The organism is Burkholderia sp. AU31624 (genome assembly GCF_020420065.1).
Taxonomy (GTDB): Bacteria; Pseudomonadota; Gammaproteobacteria; order Burkholderiales; family Burkholderiaceae; genus Burkholderia.
The window spans coordinates 276287-296803 of sequence record NZ_JAIZRT010000006.1 but is presented as its reverse complement, the minus strand read 5'-3'; the positions used below and the strand labels follow the sequence as shown (position 1 = coordinate 296803).

Sequence of the window (20517 nt, the reverse complement as noted above, 5' to 3'; positions counted from 1 at the left end):
ACCAGAAGACGGACTCGCCATCGTGGATCGGCCCGGCGCATCAAGCGGTGCTCCGCTCGTCGAGCGGTGCTTGCGTTCCTGCTTCGATGAGGCCGTCGCAGAGCAGCGCAGGTACGGTGACTCTCACACGTGCACGGTAAAGCAGCCGTGCGGATCGTGGAATGGGCGCCACTGCGTTGGCTCGTGCGGCGCCTTCATGACGAGGCTAATGGAAACTCCGTATTCCCAATGTCCTGTCGAAGCATAAGACTCGTGCCTGTAGATTCGTGGTCATTTGATCAAGTCAACCGTCTGCACCGCGATCGTGACGCTGAGCCTCATCTGGTGCGGCGAATTCCCCGCGCCGGGGCATGCGCATCACCACCGTGCGCGTTAGCCGCCCTTCACGAAGGGCGAACACCCGGATCCGATTGGCATACGGCTTGCTTGATAGTCATATGACCAAGTCTAATGATTCGTGCGGTTGACTTGAACGAAGGATGTTTCTCGGTAGTGTGGTCAACGACAACGATAGGGAATACGAATGAGCCATGTGATTGCCGTCTTGGGCCTGGGGGTGATGGGGTCCGCCATTGCCGCCACCCTGATTGACGATGGTGCGGAAGTCGTCGTCTGGAACAGGAAGGCTGAAAAGGCGCAGCGTCTGCGCGAACTGGGCGCCCGGGTTGCCGAGCGTGCCACGACCGCCTTTGATGAGGCGGACGTCATCGTCGTCGTGACGGCAACACCGGTTGACCTCGCGGCGGACTTCGAGGCGCTGGGCGAGCGCCTGAAAGGGAAAACGGTGGTCAATCTGGCCACGGGTCGCCCGTCCGAGGTCCAGAAGCTGGATCAAATCGTGCGTGGCGCCGGAGCAAACTTCATCAGCGGAACTATCCAGTGCTTCCCGCCGGATATCGGCCGCGAGAACGCCGTCATCCTTTTTGGGGGCGACGAGAAGATCTGGCGCGAAGTGGAGCCTCTGCTCCGGAAGATTGCTCCGCAATCCACCTACGTCGGTGCACGACCCGACGTGCCGAACGTGCTCGATGCCGGGTTGACGGGCACGTTCGTTTTTGGGGCGGGCGCGGCCTTCCTGGAAGGTCTCAGATTCGTGGTGAACTCGGGCATTTCGATCGACGAGATTCGCGACCTGATCCCAAACTATCTCGCCGGTCAGACTCACTTCATCGAAGGCCTGTTCGAGTCCGTGGCGGCTTCCGACTATCAACCGCGCGGAGCGGACCTCGACATCTACGCACGAGCGACCGAACTGTTTCAGCAGGCGCAGGAAGATATCGGGCAGCCGCCGCGAATCCTGAAGGCGCTACGCGAGCGAATCCTGTCATCCATTGCAGAAGGCAGTGGTGACCGAGGATACGCCGCGCTTTTTAATCATTGACAATTTGTTGGAGGAATCATCATGTCGTTGCAGCGCCTTTCAAGTGGTAGCACTCCTGAGGATCTTGCCAATGCAGTCAGGCAGGATGGTGGAGCGATCGTCAAGAACTTTCTCGATTCCGATTTGCTTGCGCGAATCCAACGTACGCTCTTCGACACGCTCGAGTCGGCTCCGAACGGAGTAGACGATTACTTCGCCGGTACCCAGACGCGTCGCGTCTCGCGCCTCTTCGCGCGTACCGACTGGATGGCCGAGGTTGCGTTGCATCCGCTCTATCTGGGTGCGGCGCGCAGCATCCTGCAGACGCCGATCAAGATCTGGAGCGGCGAAAACCAGGTCGATGTCGCGCCCGATATCCAGGTGGGGGTGACGCAAGCCATCCAGATTCTGCCGGGGCAGGGCCTTCAGCCGTTGCATCGTGACGATTCCGTATGGCTCTGGCGGCACCCGAACTATGGGCGCGAGGCCCGGTTCCAGGTGATGGTGGCCGTATCGGACTTTACGGCGGAAAACGGCGCCACGCTCGTCATCCCGGGCAGCCACAAGTGGGACGACGAGCGCATGCCCAAGCAGGAGGAAGCCATTCCCGCGACCATGTCGGCCGGCGATGCGCTGTTCTTCATCGGCTCCACGTATCACGGCGGCGGCAAGAACACCAGCGATGCGCCGCGCACCGGCCTGACGATGTCGTATGACCTGGCGATCCTCCGGCAGGAAGAAAACCAGTACCTCACGCTGCCGATCGAACGCGTGAAGCGCTATCCGGAAGAGCTGCAGCGCCTGCTCGGCTGGACGTACGGCACGACTTTCGCCGGCTTCGTCGAGCGTAACGGTCAAATGTCGGATCCGAACGACCTGTTGAAGATGAAGGATTTCCTCGAGGTCGGGCATTTCGATTAACGCACGGGTTGGGTGATGGAATCCTGGCCCGGTTTTCACGCGGAAATCGGGCGATTCCATCATCTGGAGGCATCGTGGCCGCTCGACGGGATGCCTGGATCGGTGCAGAGCGAGCGATTCTGATATTGCGATTTTTCGGTTGGATGCAGCAGTCTTCGAAACAGTGCCAGTATGAATGCGAGCAAGAGGGCGATTCGATGCCTCGTCGCGATCTCGTATTCGTGCAAACGACAAGGAGTCGATCGTGAGTGTCGAAATCAAGGGAATCCGAAAAATCGCGCTGCTTTATACAGGGGCCGTGGTCTGGACTCCAACCTATCTGCTCCCATTCAGCATCGAAGAATCGATGGCCCGGTTCGGGCTGTCCGAAAGCACCGCTGGCTGGCTCGCGTCCGCGGTGCTGCTCTGTCTTTCGCTTTCCATCATCTTTTTCGGTCGTCACACGGCGACGTTGAACAAGAGAACGGGTGCGCTTGCTGCGGCAGCGCTTGCCGTTCTGTCGACGTGTGCGATGTTTTCACATAATTTCTATGTATTCGTCGCCGCGAAGCTGGTTCTCGGCGCCGCGTTGGGTGTCAGCTGCGTGTGCGCGTATGGGGTGATTGCACACGTCAAGCACCCGGAGAAGGTCGCGGCGCAAGTCGCCGTTGCGATGGCCATCATATTTTCCTGTGCGATGTACGTCGTACCGATCCTGAATGTGAAGATGGGTCATATCGGGGTGGATGCCGTCCAGCTCGCCGTGGTCGTGGCGGCGCTGTTTTTCGGCGCGTTCATGCATCCTGCCGTCAACGCAAGCGAGGAAGCGGTCGGGAAGGACGCCATCAAATCCAGTGACGTCCGAGGGATGCTGATCAGTGCATTCTTCATCTACGTCTCGCAGACGGCCCTCATGGGATTTGCCGCTGAGGTCGCTGCGACCCGGGGCGTCGAAGCGGAGCAACTCGGCATGCTGTTCATGCTCAATGCGGCCCTCCAGTTGCCGGTGGGGGTGGCGGTCAACTGGCTGGGCGATCGCTTTGGTCTGTTCAAGCCGATCGCACTTGGACTCGCGCTGTTGATCGCATGCAGCCTGGGCATGTATTGCGTGGGCGGCAAGTGGGCGTTTCTCGTGTCGACGGCGCTCGTCAGTGCCGGCGCCACGCTGGTGGCGCCTTATATGGTGGGGGCACTTTCGCAAATGGATGCCAGCGGAAGAAGCACTGCGACCTGTGCGTCGGCAATCAATCTTGGCCTGACGGTGGGCCCGGCGATTGCCGGCACGGTGTTCAGCGTGGCCGGTTTGCGCGCGGTCGGCTGGCTCTCCGTCGGGTTGCTGGTGGTGCCGATCTTTCTGACCAGCGTGGCGATCCGGCAGTTCAAGGCAAAACATGCCGAAGCCGCGGTCGCCTGACGTGCGCGGCGAAGCGATCAACCGAGCGCGGCCGCACTGACCGCACCGGTACCTGGGCGGCGCCAGCATGCCTGACATGCCGGTGCGGCGCAGACATCTCCCGGAAGCGCCGTCTCGCGTCGACAGGCAGCGCAAAAAAAACTGCCGTGAACGTGGACGACGAACGTGGCGGTAGACAAACATCTCGACGATCACGGAATTTTTTCATGGAACTCAAATTCTATCTTTATTGCCTGGCTGATCTCGCGTTGATCGTGACTTCGTTCATTTGTGGCGTGAAGTACTTCCGGAAGCGCAACGGCCTTCTTGGATTCGAGTCGCTGGTCGTGACGTTCTCGGCGACGAATTTAATGATCAATGCCTTGACCGACAAGGCGATTTTTTTCAGTATCTCGCTTTTCTGCGACGCGTTTTCAAGAGGCTTCGGCGTGCCGATCATCATCGTTGCGGGGATGATGTCGGTTACGCATCGATATAAGCCATCGATTGTCGGCGACGTGTTGTATGCGGTGGGTGCGCTGGTGGGGACGGTTATTTTGTGGACCGCGGATTTCATGGTTGGACCCAAGCCGTATTTCTATCTGGTGATGTGGTCGTTGTTCTCGATTTACCTCATTTACGTTGTCAAGAAACTGGCGAATGCCGGAGAGTATCGTAATGCTGCGAGTGTGATCCTGACACTCGTATCCACGCAGATCATTGCGAGCATCTACGACTTCTTCCATATCCCCGGCGACAGCGATCATATGATTTTCTACATATTTGCATTGCTTTCGTGGTCCTATATGTCAGTTTCGTTGTATTACGCCTATTGTGCGCTGGAACGGGTGCAGGAAAAGGAAGGGAATCTGATTCGAGGTTATACCCTTGGCCGCCTGGAGCGAAAACCGCAGTAATTGTCGCGTTCCTTCGGGAATGTATTTGAATCTTCATTCGAGAGATCGGATATGGCTACCTTGATCGTGAGTTATCCCGCTGTAGAGGGTATGGAATTTGATCGCGAGTACTATCTTGCCACCCACACCGCGCTCGTACGGGCGGCGTGGGGCGAATGTGGCCTCCAGTCGGTGGAGGTTCTGTTTCCGGCTCCGGGCCCACAACCTTTTGCCTGCGTCACGCTGCTGCGTTTCAGCGATCAGGCTGGAGTCGACGCCGCGCTGGCTTCGACCAGAACAGCCGAGGTGGTCGGCGATGTGCGGAACTTCACCAACGTCCAACCGGCGATCTTCCGCGCCGGCGACTGACCGAGTCGTCGACGACCGAACCTGATTGACGAGGGCAAGAAGGTCTGGGACAAAGTGTCCGCGTGAACCCATGCACTCGGGCCTTGACGACGAAGAAAAGACCTTCGAAGCAGAATGCCGGCCGGCCACGGACGGGATGAGCGACTGGAACTTGACGAAGACGCGGTTCGGGAGTGGATCGAGCCTGGCCTGAAGCCGGACGTATCGATTGCTCGCACGGCCACTCAGGGTTTTGACGCCGGGCGAACGCGCTCGGCAATACAGCCTTCGGCCGCAGGCCGAAGGCTCATCCAGCATCCGGCATCAACGCTGCACGGTGTCCAGGATATCCAGGCGGCTCACTGCCGCCGCCTTCTGCTTGATCGCGCCAAACGCCGTTTCGGTCGCCTCGAGCGTACGCGCGATGTCTTCGTCGGTATGGCTCGCCGTAAAGAACATGTTGTGCCACGGGTGGAGATAGGCGCCATTCTTGATGACTTCCGAAGCCCACGCCCGGCCGCGCGACACGAGCTCGTCGTCACCCGCGAACAGCATCTGGGGCATGACGCTCGGCCCGGTCTGCTTGAGTTCGAAGCCATGTCGCTCGGCTTGCTCGGCGAGGCCGGCGCGCAGCTTGTCCGCCAACCGCCTGGTGTGTTCGAGGTAGTCGGTTTCACGTACCAGGCGCAGCGTTTCGATGGCCGCGGCCATCGGCACGGCCGAGAGCCAGTAGGAGCCCGTGACGAAGATCTTCGTCGCCGCCTCGCGTGCCTTGTCCGAACCGAGCACCGCCGCGATCGCATAGCCGCCGCCGATGGCCTTGCCCCAGCAGCTGAGGTCCGGGTGCACGCCCCAGTCCGACCATGAGCAATCACGCGACAGGCGCAGCCCCGTGCGGACCTCGTCGACGACCAGAAGCGCTTCCTGCTCGTCCGCGAGGCGACGGCACTCCTTCGCGTATTCGATCGACGGGAAAAACTGATCGTAGAGCACTTCGTGCCGGAACGGCGTGGCGTAGATGGCCGCTACGTCGCCGTCGACGCTCTTGACGGCGGCATTGAGGCTCTCGATGTCGTTGTACTCGAAGTAGACGACGTGAGCGCGGTCTTCCTTGGTAATCCCCGTCGTATAGGGCACGTTCCACGGGGACGCACCATGGTACGTGCCGCGCGCCACGAGAATCTTGCGCTTCTCGCGATACGCGCGCGAGATCACCATGGCCATCGACGTGGCGTCCGAGCCGTTCTTGCAGAACATCGCCCAGTCGGCGTGGCTGACCTGTTGAGTGAGCGCCTCGGCAAGCTGAACCATCACCTCGCTGGGGCCCGTCGCCGTGTCGATCTTCTGCAACTGGAGGGCCGCGGCTTGCTCGATCCGCTCGTTGCCGTAGCCGAACAGGTTCGTGCCGTAGCCACACACGTAGTCGATGTACTTGTTGCCGTCGACGTCCCAGAGATGGGACCCTTTCGCTTTTGCGAAGTACAGCGGGAAATCTTCCGTCAGGTACTTGACGCTCTGGTGACCGTACATCCCGCCCGGGATGACCTTTTCGGCTCTTGCGAACCACTCGTTCTTCCTTGCCAGCCTGTCCATGTGCGACTCCTTGTGGAAAATTCGTTTTCGGAACGTCAGACCCGATATAGATTCATTTGACTTAGTCATTTGACCAAATGCGTGAACCCCGGAATTTTGGGGAATGCTGCCGCCGAAATCTCGCGTCCGGGCGTTGGATCGACGCGCCGTCCAGCCTCGCGCCGCGAATGCAGCGCCGCAGCGTCACCCACTTCGGCTTCTGTCGTCGCCTTCGTTAAATGGGTCATTTGACCAAGTCTAGTGTCTACAAATGTCATCCAGACGGAAATTGGCGTTTTCCACTAGTCCGGCACAGCAGTGGCTCAACGTCTCGCTCGGCATGCCGCGGCGATGGGCGAGGCGAGTTGAGCAGCGGCAGTTCGCCGGCGTGCGCGGTGCTACGTCGCTATCTGATCCGCATGAGGAAAACCCCCGCTCGACCTTCAAGCAGGGATGCGGGGCGATCACGGTGAGGATGGGGGCTGGGGGGGAGCGGCGGTGTACTTCCGCCAGAAGGTGTCGCGGCGGGCGATCGTGGTGCGTACGGGCGTGTTCAGTCGCACGATGCACGCATGGCAGGGGCAGACTGATCTACGCAGTCGGAAGTATCCGCAGCGCGCGGGCCCGCGCGTCAGCGATGCATGGACCCACTAAGCGTCGGGCCGGATCGAGACAGAAAGCCGACGATCGAAGCGCGAACAATGCGCTACGCGGATCGTGCTGGATACGATCCGCGCGCCAGGCCACGCCGGCAGGTTCGATCTTTCCAGATGGAGGCTATTGGCTCGAGTCGTAGTGCTCGATATGGTAGAGAACCATGAATCCCGGGCTCAATACAAGAAGGAGCCCGGCAACGAGAGAGATTGCGACAAATAAACGCTTCACCATGATCACGCTCCTGAGTTGGATGAGGTGCAATAGAAAGTCGATTCTTGAGGGCCATCCCCGGAAAAGCGCGCAATCCCCGCATTGTTCGCAAGATCGCAACGCGATTCGTCAGGTCGATCTTCATGGGGTGTTTCGCTGGCGGTGATGCTGTCGTGGCCCGCGCATGTGCATCACGGAATCCGTGGAGGGGGATCCCCCTCCCGGACGGATGCAGGCGTCTGTTCGTGGCTCAGAGACCGAGATGCGTCGCGATATCGTCGTAGTCGACTTGCCACAGGCCCGGCGTGCCGGCGGGATATTGCGAGCGGAAGCCGATGATTCGCTGAACGCGTTTCGACAGGCGCCTCACGGTGTCCATCTCGACGATGAACGGATACGCTTCCTCCGGCGTCAGGTAGGACGGTTGCATCGGAATCGTGAGCCCGCGCCGGCGCTCGTTCTTCGTCACGTTCGCGCCGCCGCCGTGGATCACCTTGCCGCTGAACAGCAACGCGTCGCCGGCATCCATCTCGGCGGCAATGGTCATGTCGGGCGTGCCCTTGCTGTTGAAGTAGTCCTCGTCCCAGTTCTGGCTTCCCGGAATAATTCGGGTGGCACCGTTTTCCTCGGTGAAGCGCGTCAGCGCAATCATGAGGTTGGTGAACACCGTCGGCCCGTTGACGCCGAGCGCGCACAGGGGCGGAAAATTGCCGACATCGCGATGTAGCATCTGTGCCGTGTTTCCCGGGCCGATGTCGATGACCTGCGCGGTCGAAAGCCACCAGTCGCCGGACTCTTCACGGTAGAGCACCTCGCCGAGTTCATGAAAGAGGTCGTCATCCAGAACATCCCCGAACGTCTTGCTGTGCGTGACCATGTTCGTCAGGCGCTTCGTATAGGTGCCGTGGAATTCCTTGATCAGTTCGTTGTCGTGCGACGACCCTTCGCGAAGCCGCTCGAGCGGCGCATCGACCTCGCGATTGATGTTCGCGACCTGCTCCTGAGTCAGATAATTCTTGATCCGGACTCCACCATATTGATTCATGAGCGACACGATCTCTTGCGCGCTGGTCTGCTTGGAGACGGTGGGGAGCGCGTCCTGAATGGTCTGAATATTTGCGTTCATGTTTGCCTCAAAGTTGCGTGGACGGGTAAATCAGACGCGGTGGCACGTTCTGATTCGGTGGTGATCCAGACATCAAGTCGAGTGTTTGACTGAGTCATTTGACTGCGTATGCCTTCGCTTTCTGCGATACGTTCCTGTCACGCCGGTTGACGGAACGCGCACGTTGTTCCCGACGTTGTCGCGACCACCGGGTGGCCCAGTACGTGTTCCCGGAAGCGACAGACAGGAGGGCATTCGCCGGGTTTTTCGGTGAACTGGCGTATTCGCGACGAATCAGGTCAAATGACCAAGTCGTATGATCGAGGAAGTTAACATGGCGTTTTTCGACGGTCGATCATGGTTAACCCGTCGCGTTTGAATGGTGTAGGGATGAAAGGAGAGCGGTCGTTCCGGCGTGGATGCGAAAGTTGTGGTCATGCCTGGCGTGGTGTGGCGAGACATGATTCGGAATCGAATGGCCACGCCGGCGACGACGTTCCTCGACACGTTCAGTCTTACGCTCAGGTTCGCGCATACGGGCGGGCTCAGTGTGGCGCGAACCAGGTGATCGGGCACGCAAGCTGCTCGCTCGTCGTCAGCGCCTGCGTACGGGACCGGTTCCCGTGCCGTTGCGTGCGCCACGATCGACATCCTTCCCCGGCGCGGCTGCACGGCGACCGGCGCGCGATCCGCGGACGATTTTTCAAGCCCTTGTCAATTCTGTTCCGGCATCGCGACGCGTGACGGCTTCTCCACGACGAAGCGCCGTGAGATGCGCGAACGCCATGGCGCGAAGGCATGCCGGTATTTTTCATAGCGGCTCGCGCGCTGAGCCAGGCACGGAAATCGCTCCGGCCCGCAATGAAACGCTGCACGACACATGCCGGTCGTGTTTCGGCGAGGCGCTTCACTCAGCGATTTCGCGATCTATTGTCATGAGGGCAACGCCATGCATACATTCACGAACTGGAGCCCATTGGTCTCGCTGATCGCCGGGATTCTCATTCTGGTGGTACCGCGCCTGCTGAACTACATCGTCGCGATCTATCTGATCGTCATTGGACTGCTCGGGCTTTTCGGCGGACATTTCCACTGACGCGCCGCGTCGGCGTCTAGATACGTTCGACGCGTACCTCGACTGAATCCCGGGGCACGGTCAATCGCGTGCGGCCAAGCAGGGCGTCCGCGGGCGCGGTGCCGTCCGGGTTCAGCGGCCTCACCTTGTTGAACGTAACGGAAAAGTATTCCGGTGTGACGGTGGCCGATGCATACCCCTGTGCGTCGTGGTCGGCGTGGCACAGATCGGGGTTGTTCGCCATCAGGAAGCGGTCGAGCCTGGCCGGAGTCGCCACGATCGACGCGAGCGGCGTCCCGTTCCACGCGGCTTTCAGGTACATATAGAAGGACAGGCTGCTGATGCCGGCGCAGACGAAATCGACGATGACCGGCACCCCCGTCGCGGGATCGGGATCGTCCCGCACGACGCCGCCCTGAAAGGCATGCAGGTCGCCGGTGATCGCGACGACGTTACGGATCCCGTGCTCCCTCAAGTAAGCGAGCAGTTCGTGCTTGTGCGCCGGATAGCCGTCCCATGCGTCGCAATCCACCACGAGGCGGGCCGCCGGCGCCGCGGGTGCGCCCGGCATCGCGAACCACAGGCGGTTCAACATCACTTCGTTGCCCCATACTTTCCAGGTGGCCGGCGAGTCCTTCATCAAGGTTTTCCACCATCGTGTCTGTTCCGGGCCGAGCATCGACGGCGGGCGGCCGAGCTGCTGGGTGTCGCGCGCCTCGTCACGTTGCAGCACGTCCTGCTTGACGAAGTAGCGCGAGCCGGCCGCATCGTCCCCGTGCACCGGGTCGTGCCCGTGCGCACGTGCGATAGCGGCTTCGCTCACGACGTGGTCGTCGCGATACAGCCGCTCGTCCGTCATCACCAGATGCATCAGCGTGCCGAAACGAAAATCGCGGTAGATGCGAATGTTCGTGTACGACGGATTGTCCGGCTCGAAGCGCACATCGTCCCAATCCACCGGCATGTATTCCGCCCACGCGCGACTGGCGCTGCGGCGCCGCGCGGTTTCCTGCCGCTCCTCGTTGGTGTAGACCTGATGGTCCTGCCAGCAGTCGTCGGAAAATTCGTGGTCGTCCCAGATCGCAATCATCGGCAGGCGCTGGTGCAGCGTCTGCAGGCGCGGATCGGTTCGATAGGTGCGATAGAGCGTCCGGTAGTCGTCGAGCGTGTCGGCATACGCGCGGCCGTCCGCGAGCAGCTTGCCGCCGCTCAGGTGCAGCGGAGGATGCGCCGGTTCGGCGCGGCCGGGAGGAGCGGTTCCGACCGTTTCATAGATGTAGTCGCCCACGTGCACGACGAAATCGAGGTCGCGCTCGTCGGCCAGCAGCGTCATCGCTTGCCAGTGGTTGACGCTCCAGTCCTGGCAGGTGAGCCACGCGAAGCGAACCCGTCCGTTGGCCTCGTTTGCCGCCGGCGCGGTGCGCGCGACACCCGTCACGCTGACGTCGTCGCCGGCGACGAACCTGTAGTGGTAGGTGGTCTTCGGCGAGAAGGCCGTCACCTTCGCGCGCACGGTGAAGTCGTAGAGGGCCAGCGCCCGCAACGGGACGCTGGCGACGAGCGTCGAGAAATCCGCCCGCGTCGACACTTCGAGTCGCAGCGGGATTGCGCGCGCAATGCCTTTTGCATCGTGCTGCACGCCGCTGGAGACCGGAACGCATCGCGTCCAGAACACGATGGAGCGATCGCGCGGATCACCGCTGGCAACACCTTGCGGGAATCGATGGAGGTTCTTGCGCACCGGGCTGCCCGGCGGGGCCGCCGGTGAAACGTCGTGCGTGACGGCGGCGGCGGCCGCAATGGTAAAAAAAGCCGACGACTTGAGGAAATGGCGACGATCCATTGATCCTCCCGATCGACATCCCGTGGAGGCGGGAAGCGCTGCGGCAGGCGCCCGCTTCTCGCGTGCGACAGCTTGCCACCGCTCCCGCGGCGCGCGGCAGGGGAGCAGTCGATCCGGAACGTTACTGCGAAGCGCGACGACCGGAAAGTCGTGATAACCCCATTTCGAATTCCCGCACGCCATCCGGCGGAAGGCTCATATATGCAGGAACGCGCCTTGCTGCATACCGGGCAGCAAACTCGGGAGTGAGCAATGCACATCGGCCACAGCGTCGGCAAGGCGGCCGCGTGGCTTGCCGTGAGCGTCACCCTGGCGCTTGCCGCGCTGGTGATCGTCATCGTGACGTTCGACTGGAATCGAGCCCGGCCCTGGATCGATGACAAGGTGTCGGACGCGATCGGACGGCAGTTCGCCATCAACGGCGACCTGCAGGTCGGGTGGCGTCGGCCCGCGAGCGAGCAGGGCTGGCGCGCATGGGTGCCATGGCCACGATTCATCGCACGCAATGTCACGATCTCCAACCCCGATTGGGCGCGCACGAAGTATTTCGTCACGCTGGACGCGATCAGTTTCGAGGTCGAGGCGCTGCCGCTGATGGCACGCCGCATCGTGATTCCGGCAATCGATCTGGTCAATCCGTCCGTCGACCTCGAGCGACTGAAGGACGGGCGAGCCAACTGGACGTTCAAGTTCAAGCAGCCCGCCCAATCGGGCCGATGGACGCTCGACCTGCATGAGATCGCGTTTGCACAAGGCAATCTCGGCTACTACGACCAGCAGAAGCAATTCGATCTGAGCGCGGTGATCGACACGCTTGGCCAGCCAATCCCGTTCGGCGCGGTGATGAAGCAGCAGGAGGCGCTGGCGCACCACGAATCGGCAAAGGCCGTCGGGCCGGCGGGTCAAAGGAAGCTCGCGGCACAGGCGCACGCGGGTGCGGCGCAACCGGTGGTGCCTGCATCGGGTGCCGAAGCGGCGTCACGTGCATCGGCCGCGGCTTCGCAAGCGTTGGCCGCGGCTTCGCATGCTGCCGCGACGACATCCGGCACCGCCATCGCCCCGGCTGCATCAGGCAAGGCAGCGGTATCGAACGCCCCTGCGACTGCCGCACCGGGGGCGGCGGCCTCGGCGCCCGCGGCCTCCACCGGCGTCGGCACTTACACGATCGGCTGGACCGTCAAGGGGATCTACAAGAAGGGCAAGGTCGCCGGCACGGGCAAGATCGGCAACTTGCTGGACGTACGGGGTGCGCAACGTCCGTTTCCGGTTCAGGCCGATTTGCGCTTCGGCGATACGCACCTGGCGCTCGTCGGCACGCTGACGGACCCGTCTCACCTGGCCGCGGTCGATCTCCGGCTGTGGCTTGCGGGCACCAGCATGGCCAAGCTGTATGACGTCACGGGCATCACGCTGCCCGAAACCTCGCCCTATGCGACCGACGGCCGGCTGGTCGGCCAGTTCCGGGCGTCCGGGAACGTCTTCAAGTACGAGAACTTCACGGGACGCGTCGGCGGCAGCGATCTCGGCGGCACGCTGGTGTACGTGTCGCGCGAACCGAGGCCGTTGTTGTCCGGCACGCTGGAGTCGCGGCTCCTGCAGTTCTCCGACCTCGCGCCGCTCATCGGCGCCGACACGAATGCCAGCAAGGCACGGCGGGGGGCTGCGCCCACCCAGCCCACGAACAAGGCGTTGCCGGTCGAGACATTTCGCACGGACCGCTGGAAGAAGATCGACGCCGACGTTCGATTCACCGGTCGGCGCATCGTCAAGACCGCGAGCCTGCCGATCACCGACCTGTCGACCCACATCGTGATGCAGGACGGCGTGCTGACGCTCAACCCGCTGAACTTCGGTGTCGCGGGCGGGACGCTTGCGTCGAACATCCACCTGGACGGCAGCGGCGTACCGCTCAAAGGGCGGTTCTCGCTGCAGGCGCGGCATCTGAAACTCAAGCAGCTGTTCCCGACCTTCCCGGTGATGCAAACGGCGCTCGGCGAGGTCAACGGCGATGCCGCGTTGTCGGCCACCGGCAATTCGCCGGCGGCGCTCGCCGCGACTGCCAACGGCGAGGTGAAGACGTTGGTGACCGACGGCACGGTGAGCCTCTTGCTGATGGAAGCCGCGGGGCTGAACGTCGCCAACGTGGTGTACGAGAAACTGTTCGGCACACGCGACGTCAAGATCAACTGCGGCGTGGCCGACTTCGTGGCCACCAACGGCGTGCTCGACTCGCGCGTATTCGCGCTCGACACCGAGGATGCGGTGATCGGCATGGACGGCAACGTGAACCTGCGGGACGAGACCATGAACCTGACGATCCATCCGCATACCAAGGGATTCCGGGTGATTTCGCTCCGCTCGCCGCTGTACGTCACCGGCTCCTTCAAGCAACCGCACGTCGGGGTGAAGGCGGGCGCACTGATCGCGCGGGGCGGTGCCGCGGTCGGGCTGGGCTTGCTGAACCCGTTCGCCAGTCTGCTCGCGCTGCTGCAGCCGGGCCGCAGCCGCCCGTTGCCGTGCGGGCAGATGCTGGCCGACATGGAGCGGCGCCCGGTCGCGCCACCGCCGGGCGTCCGGCAGAAGACGAAGGCGGCGCCGGCGTACATGAATGCGCCGTCGGCGGCTTCCTCGGCTTCCGCGCCAGTGGGTGGCGAACTTCGGCATGCGAAGTGAGTGAGGTGTGCGATAGCAACGCGGATGCTTCGCGCCCACGTGGGTGCAGCCAGCGCGTGTCGTCGATACGCAAGCGTCGCGGGCGCATCGGCGAGGCCGCCTAGACGGCCCCGGCAAAGGTGCGGCGCAGGCCGACCGCGGCCTCCCACTGTGCGCCGATTGCCGTTTCCAGCGCGTCGCGGGACCGCAGGTGCGCGTGGCGCGCGGCGAGCACATCGCTCATGTCGGCCTGGCCGGCGTCATACAGTCTGGCCGCATTGCGTGCGGCCACCTTGCCGGCCGCCTCGGCGCGTTGCCACTCCTGCATCGAGCGATCCGATGCGGACCACCGGGCCAGGCTCGTCTCGACGTCGACGAGCGCCGCCAGCATGGCCTTTTCGTATTCGGCCATCGCTTCCCGCGCGCGCGCATCGTGTACCGCGACGTTGGCGCGAATCCGGCCGCCGTCGAGGATGGGCAGCGTCACCGACACGCCATAGCCGACCGCCACGCGAGGCGCGGCGCCATCGCCGACCGCGGCCAGCCTTTCCTTCGTCCCGGCCCACTCGATCTGGAGCCGCGGATAGACCTCTTTCCGGGCGGCGCCGGCACGGGCGAGCGCGGCGTCGAGCGCACGCGCCTGACGCTGCACGTCGGGCCTGCGCTCGAGCAGCGTGGCGGGCAACACCGTCGCGGGCGGCGCGGGCAGTGCGGCCGGCACGGCTTGCGCGCCGAGCTCGGGCGCCTGGGGGCTGCCGACGAGCAGCGCGAGCTGGTGCAAACGCACCCGGTGTTCGCCATCGAGCTGGGCAAGCGACGCCTGTTCCTGCGCCAGCTCGGCACGCCAGCGTTCGACGTCCAGCGCCGTCACCTGGCCCGCGGCGAATTTGCGCTCCGCCACGACCGCCTGCCTTTGCGCAACCTCGAGCGCCTCGCGCTTGAGCGCTGAGCGCCGCTCCAGCGTGCGCAATTCGAAGTAGGCGGTACTGACGTCCGCGGCCAGCGCGATGCGGGCCGCGCGGAGCGCCTCGCGAGCGACATCGCTGTCGGACCGTGCGGCGTCCACCAGCAACGCACCGCGTCCGAACAGATCGACTTCCCACGCGGCACGCAAGCCGACGCCGCTGCGCTCCGCACGCGGATCGACGCTGTTTTCGCGCCCGCGTTCGCCACGCGCCATCGCATCCAGCCGCGGACGGCGCTCCGCCTCGGCGCTGTCGCCGAGCGCGCGCGCCTGCGCGAGGCGCGCCGCGGCAACCTTCAGGTCGCGGTTGGCGTCGAGCGCGCTGTCCACCAGTCGATCGAGCACCGGATCGCCAAAATCCCGCCACCACCTGTCGCCGACGGCGCCCAGGTTCCCGGGCGACGTCTCGGCCCATTGCGAGGGCGCCGCAACGGCGGGCGTCGTGGCAACGTGGCTGGGCGGGGCGATCGCACAGCCGCCGAGGGCGAGTGTCGCGGCAAGAGCAAGACAGGTCAGCGCGCGGTGCGCGGAAATGGGGCGGGAAACAACGGTCGTCATGGATTTACCTTGAGTCTTGACATGGAGTTCGTGAAACTATACTGTACGTATAGTTTAGTTTCAATCCCAAGGAGATGCACCATGTCGACTTCCGAGCGACGAGCCGGCCGCAGCAGTTCACGCGACCGTCTTCTCGATGCCGCGGCCGAGCTCGTGGCCAGCCAGGGTATCCAGAACCTGACCATTGAAGCCGTGGCCGCTGCCGCGAAGGTCACGAAAGCGGGCCTTGTCTACCATTTCAAAACGCGCGACGACTTGCTGGCTGCGCTGATCGAGCGGGTGGTCGGCGAACTGGACATGCTGGACCTGCGGGCGCAGGAGGCGCGTGACACGCGTGACGCGCGTGAGGCGGACGATTCCGCGAAGCCGCTGAAGTCGTCGCTGGCCGAACTGTCGAAGCTGACCTTCGACATGCCGGAAGACCGCCGCCTGCTGCTGGCCAACCTGCTGGCCGCCACGTCGTTGTATCCGCATCTGGCCGGTCCCGTGCGGGATTTCTACACGCGCAGCTATGCACGGGTCGCGCAAAGCGGCCCCGATGCGGGGCAGGTGCTCGCGCTGGTCGTCGCCCTCGACGGCATCGCCCTGCTCGAATTGCTCAATCTGCACCGGTTCACGCCCGAGCAGCGCCAAGTGTTGCGCGACACGCTGGAAAGCGCGATTCGCAAGCTTCCCTGAGCTCCCTCATTCATTTCGAAGGTTTTACGATGCATTCCCGTTCCATGCCTCAAGCGGGCAGGCTGGTACTCTGCGCGCTCGTCTCGGCAACGCTGCTGTCGGCATGTCAGCCATCTGCCGCGCCGGTTGCCGACGTACCGCGGCCCGTCAAGGTCGAAGTGGCCGGCGGTGCCGGCCAGGCACATGCCGACACGTTCGTCGCGACGCTGCGCGCGCGTCAGCGCACCGACCTCGGCTTCGAGTCGTCGGGCCGTGTCGTCGCGATGCTGGTCGACGTGGGTGATCGCGTCCGGGCCGGGCAGGTGCTCGCGCGACTGGACGAGTCGCCGGCACGCTGGCGGCTCGACAAGGCGACGGCCGATCGTGCCGCCGCCGCCGCGACCCTGGCCGAGCGTCGCACCCACCTGCGTCAGCAGGAGGAACTCGCCCGCGACGGAATCATTTCCGCGCCCGCGTTGCAGGCCGCACAGGCATCGCATCAGCAGGCCGCGAGCCAGCTGGGTGTCGCGGAGGCCGCGGTGGCGAGCGCTCGGCGCGATCTCGCGTTCACGCGCATCACGGCCCCCTTCGACGGCGAAATCGTCGCGCGTCAGGTCCAGCCGTTCGTGGATGTCGCCGCAGGCCAGCGCGTGCTGCAGATGGAAGCTGGCCGCGCGCTGGAAGCCGTCGTGATGCTGCCGGACACGATCGCCGCGACGCTTGCACCCGGCGCCGAAGCCCACGCGGTCAGCGGCACGGATCGCGTGACGCTGACCATGGAACGGCTGTCCGGCCGGAGCGACAACGGCTCGCTGGTGCAAGCCATCTTCCGGGTCCAGGGCACCCCTTCCGGGCTGCGCAGCGGCGGCGTGCTGTCCGTGGCGCTGCCGCGCGGTGAAGCGCATGACATCACGCTGCCGGCGGCCGCCGTCATGGCCGGCACGGAAGCCGGCCGCGGCAGCGTCTTCGTCATCGACGGCGCCAGCCAGACGCTGAAGCGTCGCGCGATCCGCACGGGCGGGCAGCTGCTGCCGGGCGGGCGCGTCGCCGTGACGCAAGGCCTGCGCGCCGGCGAGCAGGTCGTGGTCGCGGGGACTTCCGTCCTGAACGAGGGCCAGTCCGTCGTCACGTATCGGGCGCAGACCCTTCTGCAGGGAGCGCGCTCGTGAAGCTGACCCAGGCCGCACTCAATTCCAGCCGGCTCACCTTCTTCGTCGCGCTGCTGATTCTCGTGACCGGCGCGTTCACGTTCCTCACGTTCCCGTCCCAGGAGGAGCCCTCCACGACCGTTCGCGACGCGCTGGTGTTCGTCGCGAACCCCGGCGTGCCGGCCGAGCGGATGGAGCAGCTCGTCGCCCGGCCGGTGGAGGAGCGCCTGCGCCAATTGAACGAACTGAAGCACGTCACGAGCACCGTGCGTGACGGCAGCGTGATCCTCCAGGTTTCGTTGCGTGAAGACGTGCATGCACTGATGCCGGTGTTGCAGCGCATGCGCGCCAAGGTCGAAGAAGCGGTGCCGCTGTTCCCGGCCGGCACGCTGCCTCCGCAGATCGACGACGACTTCGGCCGCGTGGCGATCGCGTCCATCGCGGTGACCGCGCCGGGTTTTTCGATGAGCGAGATGCGCGAACCGCTGAAGCTGCTGCGCGAAGGGCTGTACCGCGTGCCTGGCGTGCAGGGCGTCAGCTTTCATGGGCTGCAGGAGGAGCGCGTCTATATCGAATTCGACCGCGCCAGAATGGCGGGGCTGCATTTGTCCACCGCGTCGGTCATGCAACAGCTGCAGAAGCAGAACGTCGTGCAGTCCGGCGGCCGGCTCGTGGTGTCGGGCCTGAACAGCGCGGTCGTCAGCTCCGGCGAAATCCGCTCGCTGCAGGCGCTGCAGGATTTCACGCTCACCGTGCCGCCGGCCGGCGCGCGCGCGGAAGCCGCGCCGGGCACCGTGCGCCTGGGCGACATCGCGCAGGTGCAGGTCCGGCCCGTCGACCCGCCCGAGTCCGCGGCGATCTTCCGCGGCGAAGACGCGGTCGTCCTCGGCATCTCGATGCGCAAAGGCCAGAACGTCAAGGCGGTCGGCCAGGCGCTGCGTGCGCGTCTGGACGAATTGAAGCAGCAGTTGCCCGCCGGTTTTTCGCTCGACTACGTGACCTTCCAGGCGGACGTGGTCGAGCGGGAAATGGGCCGCATGAACCAGGTGATGATCGAGACGATCGTGATCGTGATGATCGTCGTCGTGCTGTTCCTCGGCTGGCGCGCCGGCGTGGTGGTGGGCGGCATCGTGCCGCTGACCATCCTGGCCACGCTGCTCGTGATGCGCTCGCTGGGCATCGAACTGCACATCGTGTCGATGGCCGCGATCATCATCGCGCTGGGCTTGCTGGTCGACAACGGCATCGTGATCGCGGAGGACGTCGAACGCCGCCTCGCCGCGGGCGAGGAGCGCCGTCACGCGTGCGTCGAAGCAGGCCGTACGCTCGCGATTCCGCTGCTGACGTCGTCGCTGGTCATCATCTTCGCGTTCTCGCCGTTCTTCTTCGGCGACACCGCCACCAACGAATACCTGCGCCCGCTCGTGGTCGTGCTCACGCTGTCGCTGCTCGGGTCGTGGCTGCTCTGTCTGACGGTGACGCCGCTGCTCTGCTATTTCTTCCTGAAATCCGGCCATCACGGCGGAGGCGATGCGCACGAGCACGATGCCGACGCGACGGTCAAGCAAAGCCGCTTCTACGGTGCCTATGCGCGCCTGATTCGCCGCGTGCTCGACCACAAGGGGCGGTTCCTGGTCGTGATGACTGCGTTGCTGGTCGGTGCGCTCGCGATCCTGGCCACGCGTCCGGCCGGGTTCCTGCCGGCTTCCGACCGGCCGCAGTTCCAGGTCGAACTCGAGCTGCAGCCCGGGAGCGATGCACGGCTCACGCGCGACGTGGTCCGCGACCTGAGCCGTTGGCTCGACGATCGCAAGCGCAATCCCGAGGTGACGACCAGCATCGGCTATGTCGCCGACGGCGGCCCGCGTGTCGTCCTGGTGCTCAATCCGCCGCTGCCTGCGTCGCATATCGGCTACGTCACGGTCAGCGTCGCGAAGCCGCAGGATCTCGACGCCGTGATCGCGCGAACCCAGGCGTGGATGACGCAACACCATCCCGAAGTGCGAACCGATGCGAAACGCTTCTCGCGCAGCGCCCACGACGCCGGCACGGTGGCGTATCGCGTGTCGGGTCCCGACGAAGCCGTGCTGCGCGAGATCGGCCGCAAGATCCAGGCGGCGTTGCATACCGAGCCGGGCATCGTGCAGATCCACGACGACTGGGGGCCGCGCGTGCCGCGTGTCGACGTCGAGATCGACCAGAACAAGGCACGGCGCCTGGGCGTCAGCAGCGAGGACATCACCACGGCGCTGGCCACGCGCTATACCGGCGTCAACGTGTCGGTGTTGCGCGACGGCGATACGCTGGTGCCGCTGGTCGTGCGCGGCGCGCAAGCCGAGCGCACGCGGCCCGAAGATCTCGCCAATACGCTGATCCATCCGGCGGCGGGCGGCGCGCCGGTTCCGCTGTCCGCGGTCGCGACGGTCACGTTGAATACCGAGCCGTCGACGATTCGACGCCGCGACCTGATGCGCACGCTCACCGTGAAGGGCCGCAATGCCCACGGCACCGCGCAGCAGGCGGTCGATCAGCTCGCGCCGACCATCGGCCGGATCGCGTTGCCGCCGGGGTACCGGATCGAGCTGGGCGCCGAAATCGAGGAGTCCGCCGAGGCCAACGTGGCGCTCAGCGAGTATCTGCCGCACGCGGTGGTCGCGATGCTGGTGCTGTTCATCTGGCAGTTCGGCTCGTTCCGCAAGCTGCTGCTGATCGTCGGGATCATTCCGTTCGCGATGATCGGCGTCGGGCCCGCGCTGATCATCGCCGGCGAACCGTTGGGCTTCATGGCGAACTTCGGCCTGCTGTCGCTGGCCGGGATCATCGTCAACAACGCGGTGCTGCTGCTGGAGCGTATCGAGGTCGAGCTGGCGGCCGGCAAATCGCGCCGCGAAGCGGTCGTCGCGGCGGCCGTGGCGCGCCTGCGGCCGATCGTGATGACCAAGCTGACCTGCATCGCCGGCTTGATTCCGCTGCTGCTGTTCGCCGGCACGCTGTGGACCGGCATGGCCGTCACCATCATGGGTGGGCTGCTGCTCGGGACGCTGATCACGCTCGGCATGGTGCCGGTGCTGTACGAACTGCTGTTCAGCGACAGGCTGTCCGGCTGGAGCCGGAAGTTCTTCGGTTCCGGCGCCGTCGATGCGCCCGGGAAATGTTGAAACGGATCGCCTGACCCTATG

The 20517-nt window shown here is 64.2% G+C and carries 14 protein-coding genes; 10 read left to right on the top strand and 4 right to left on the bottom strand.

Annotated features, from left to right (window positions below; all coding sequences use genetic code 11):
* The first annotated feature begins 523 nt into the window (after nucleotides 1-523).
* The 5 genes from LGM89_RS23200 (at nucleotide 524) to LGM89_RS23180 (ending at nucleotide 4918) form a co-directional block, all read left to right on the top strand.
* The gene (locus LGM89_RS23200) at nucleotides 524-1381 is read left to right on the top strand and encodes an NAD(P)-dependent oxidoreductase (RefSeq protein ID WP_226274007.1); all 858 of its coding nucleotides are present in this window, start codon (nucleotides 524-526) and stop codon (nucleotides 1379-1381) included.
* Nucleotides 1382-1402: 21 nt separating this feature from the next.
* On the top strand, nucleotides 1403-2281 hold the full coding sequence (locus LGM89_RS23195; RefSeq protein ID WP_226274006.1) for a phytanoyl-CoA dioxygenase family protein: 879 nt from the start codon (nucleotides 1403-1405) through the stop codon (nucleotides 2279-2281).
* Between the two features lie 244 nt (nucleotides 2282-2525).
* A complete protein-coding gene (locus LGM89_RS23190) occupies nucleotides 2526-3674 on the top strand; it encodes an MFS transporter (RefSeq protein WP_226274005.1) in 1149 nt (382 codons plus the stop codon).
* Between the two features lie 206 nt (nucleotides 3675-3880).
* Complete coding sequence (locus LGM89_RS23185) at nucleotides 3881-4570, top strand: hypothetical protein (RefSeq protein ID WP_226274004.1); 690 nt, start codon at nucleotides 3881-3883, stop codon at nucleotides 4568-4570.
* A 51-nt stretch (nucleotides 4571-4621) separates the two neighbouring features.
* The gene (locus tag LGM89_RS23180; RefSeq protein ID WP_226274003.1) at nucleotides 4622-4918 is read left to right on the top strand and encodes an EthD family reductase; all 297 of its coding nucleotides are present in this window, start codon (nucleotides 4622-4624) and stop codon (nucleotides 4916-4918) included.
* A 303-nt stretch (nucleotides 4919-5221) separates the two neighbouring features.
* Here LGM89_RS23180 and LGM89_RS23175 read toward each other — a convergent pair whose 3' ends face one another.
* Both LGM89_RS23175 and LGM89_RS23170 read right to left on the bottom strand, forming a co-directional pair.
* The gene (locus LGM89_RS23175; RefSeq protein WP_226274002.1) at nucleotides 5222-6490 is read right to left on the bottom strand and encodes an aminotransferase class III-fold pyridoxal phosphate-dependent enzyme; all 1269 of its coding nucleotides are present in this window, start codon (nucleotides 6488-6490) and stop codon (nucleotides 5222-5224) included.
* A 1096-nt stretch (nucleotides 6491-7586) separates the two neighbouring features.
* Nucleotides 7587-8462, bottom strand: a complete 876-nt coding sequence (locus tag LGM89_RS23170) for a phytanoyl-CoA dioxygenase family protein (RefSeq protein WP_089498471.1) — start codon at nucleotides 8460-8462, stop codon at nucleotides 7587-7589.
* Between the two features lie 928 nt (nucleotides 8463-9390).
* Here LGM89_RS23170 and LGM89_RS23165 point away from each other — a divergent pair.
* Nucleotides 9391-9537 (top strand): DUF3096 domain-containing protein, encoded by a 147-nt coding sequence (locus tag LGM89_RS23165; protein ID WP_076841491.1) that lies wholly within the window; start codon nucleotides 9391-9393, stop codon nucleotides 9535-9537.
* Between the two features lie 16 nt (nucleotides 9538-9553).
* Here LGM89_RS23165 and LGM89_RS23160 read toward each other — a convergent pair whose 3' ends face one another.
* Nucleotides 9554-11359 (bottom strand): alkaline phosphatase D family protein, encoded by a 1806-nt coding sequence (locus LGM89_RS23160; protein ID WP_226274001.1) that lies wholly within the window; start codon nucleotides 11357-11359, stop codon nucleotides 9554-9556.
* Between the two features lie 252 nt (nucleotides 11360-11611).
* On the opposite strand from LGM89_RS23160, the gene LGM89_RS23155 reads away from it, so the two are divergent.
* Complete coding sequence (locus LGM89_RS23155) at nucleotides 11612-14032, top strand: AsmA family protein (protein WP_226274000.1); 2421 nt, start codon at nucleotides 11612-11614, stop codon at nucleotides 14030-14032.
* A 100-nt stretch (nucleotides 14033-14132) separates the two neighbouring features.
* On the opposite strand, the gene LGM89_RS23150 is transcribed toward LGM89_RS23155, so the two are convergent.
* Nucleotides 14133-15533, bottom strand: a complete 1401-nt coding sequence (locus tag LGM89_RS23150; protein WP_226273999.1) for a TolC family protein — start codon at nucleotides 15531-15533, stop codon at nucleotides 14133-14135.
* Between the two features lie 81 nt (nucleotides 15534-15614).
* Between LGM89_RS23150 and LGM89_RS23145 the strand changes: the two genes are divergently transcribed.
* The 3 genes from LGM89_RS23145 to LGM89_RS23135 are packed head-to-tail and all read left to right on the top strand — an operon-like array spanning nucleotide 15615 to nucleotide 20496.
* A complete protein-coding gene (locus tag LGM89_RS23145; protein WP_226273998.1) occupies nucleotides 15615-16211 on the top strand; it encodes a TetR/AcrR family transcriptional regulator in 597 nt (198 codons plus the stop codon).
* A 29-nt stretch (nucleotides 16212-16240) separates the two neighbouring features.
* Nucleotides 16241-17359: an efflux RND transporter periplasmic adaptor subunit gene (locus tag LGM89_RS23140; protein WP_226273997.1), complete on the top strand. Its 1119-nt coding sequence runs from the start codon at nucleotides 16241-16243 to the stop codon at nucleotides 17357-17359.
* The gene (locus LGM89_RS23135) at nucleotides 17356-20496 is read left to right on the top strand and encodes an efflux RND transporter permease subunit (protein ID WP_226273996.1); all 3141 of its coding nucleotides are present in this window, start codon (nucleotides 17356-17358) and stop codon (nucleotides 20494-20496) included. The genes LGM89_RS23140 and LGM89_RS23135 overlap by 4 nt, the downstream gene beginning before the upstream one ends.
* Nucleotides 20497-20517 lie beyond the last annotated feature (21 nt).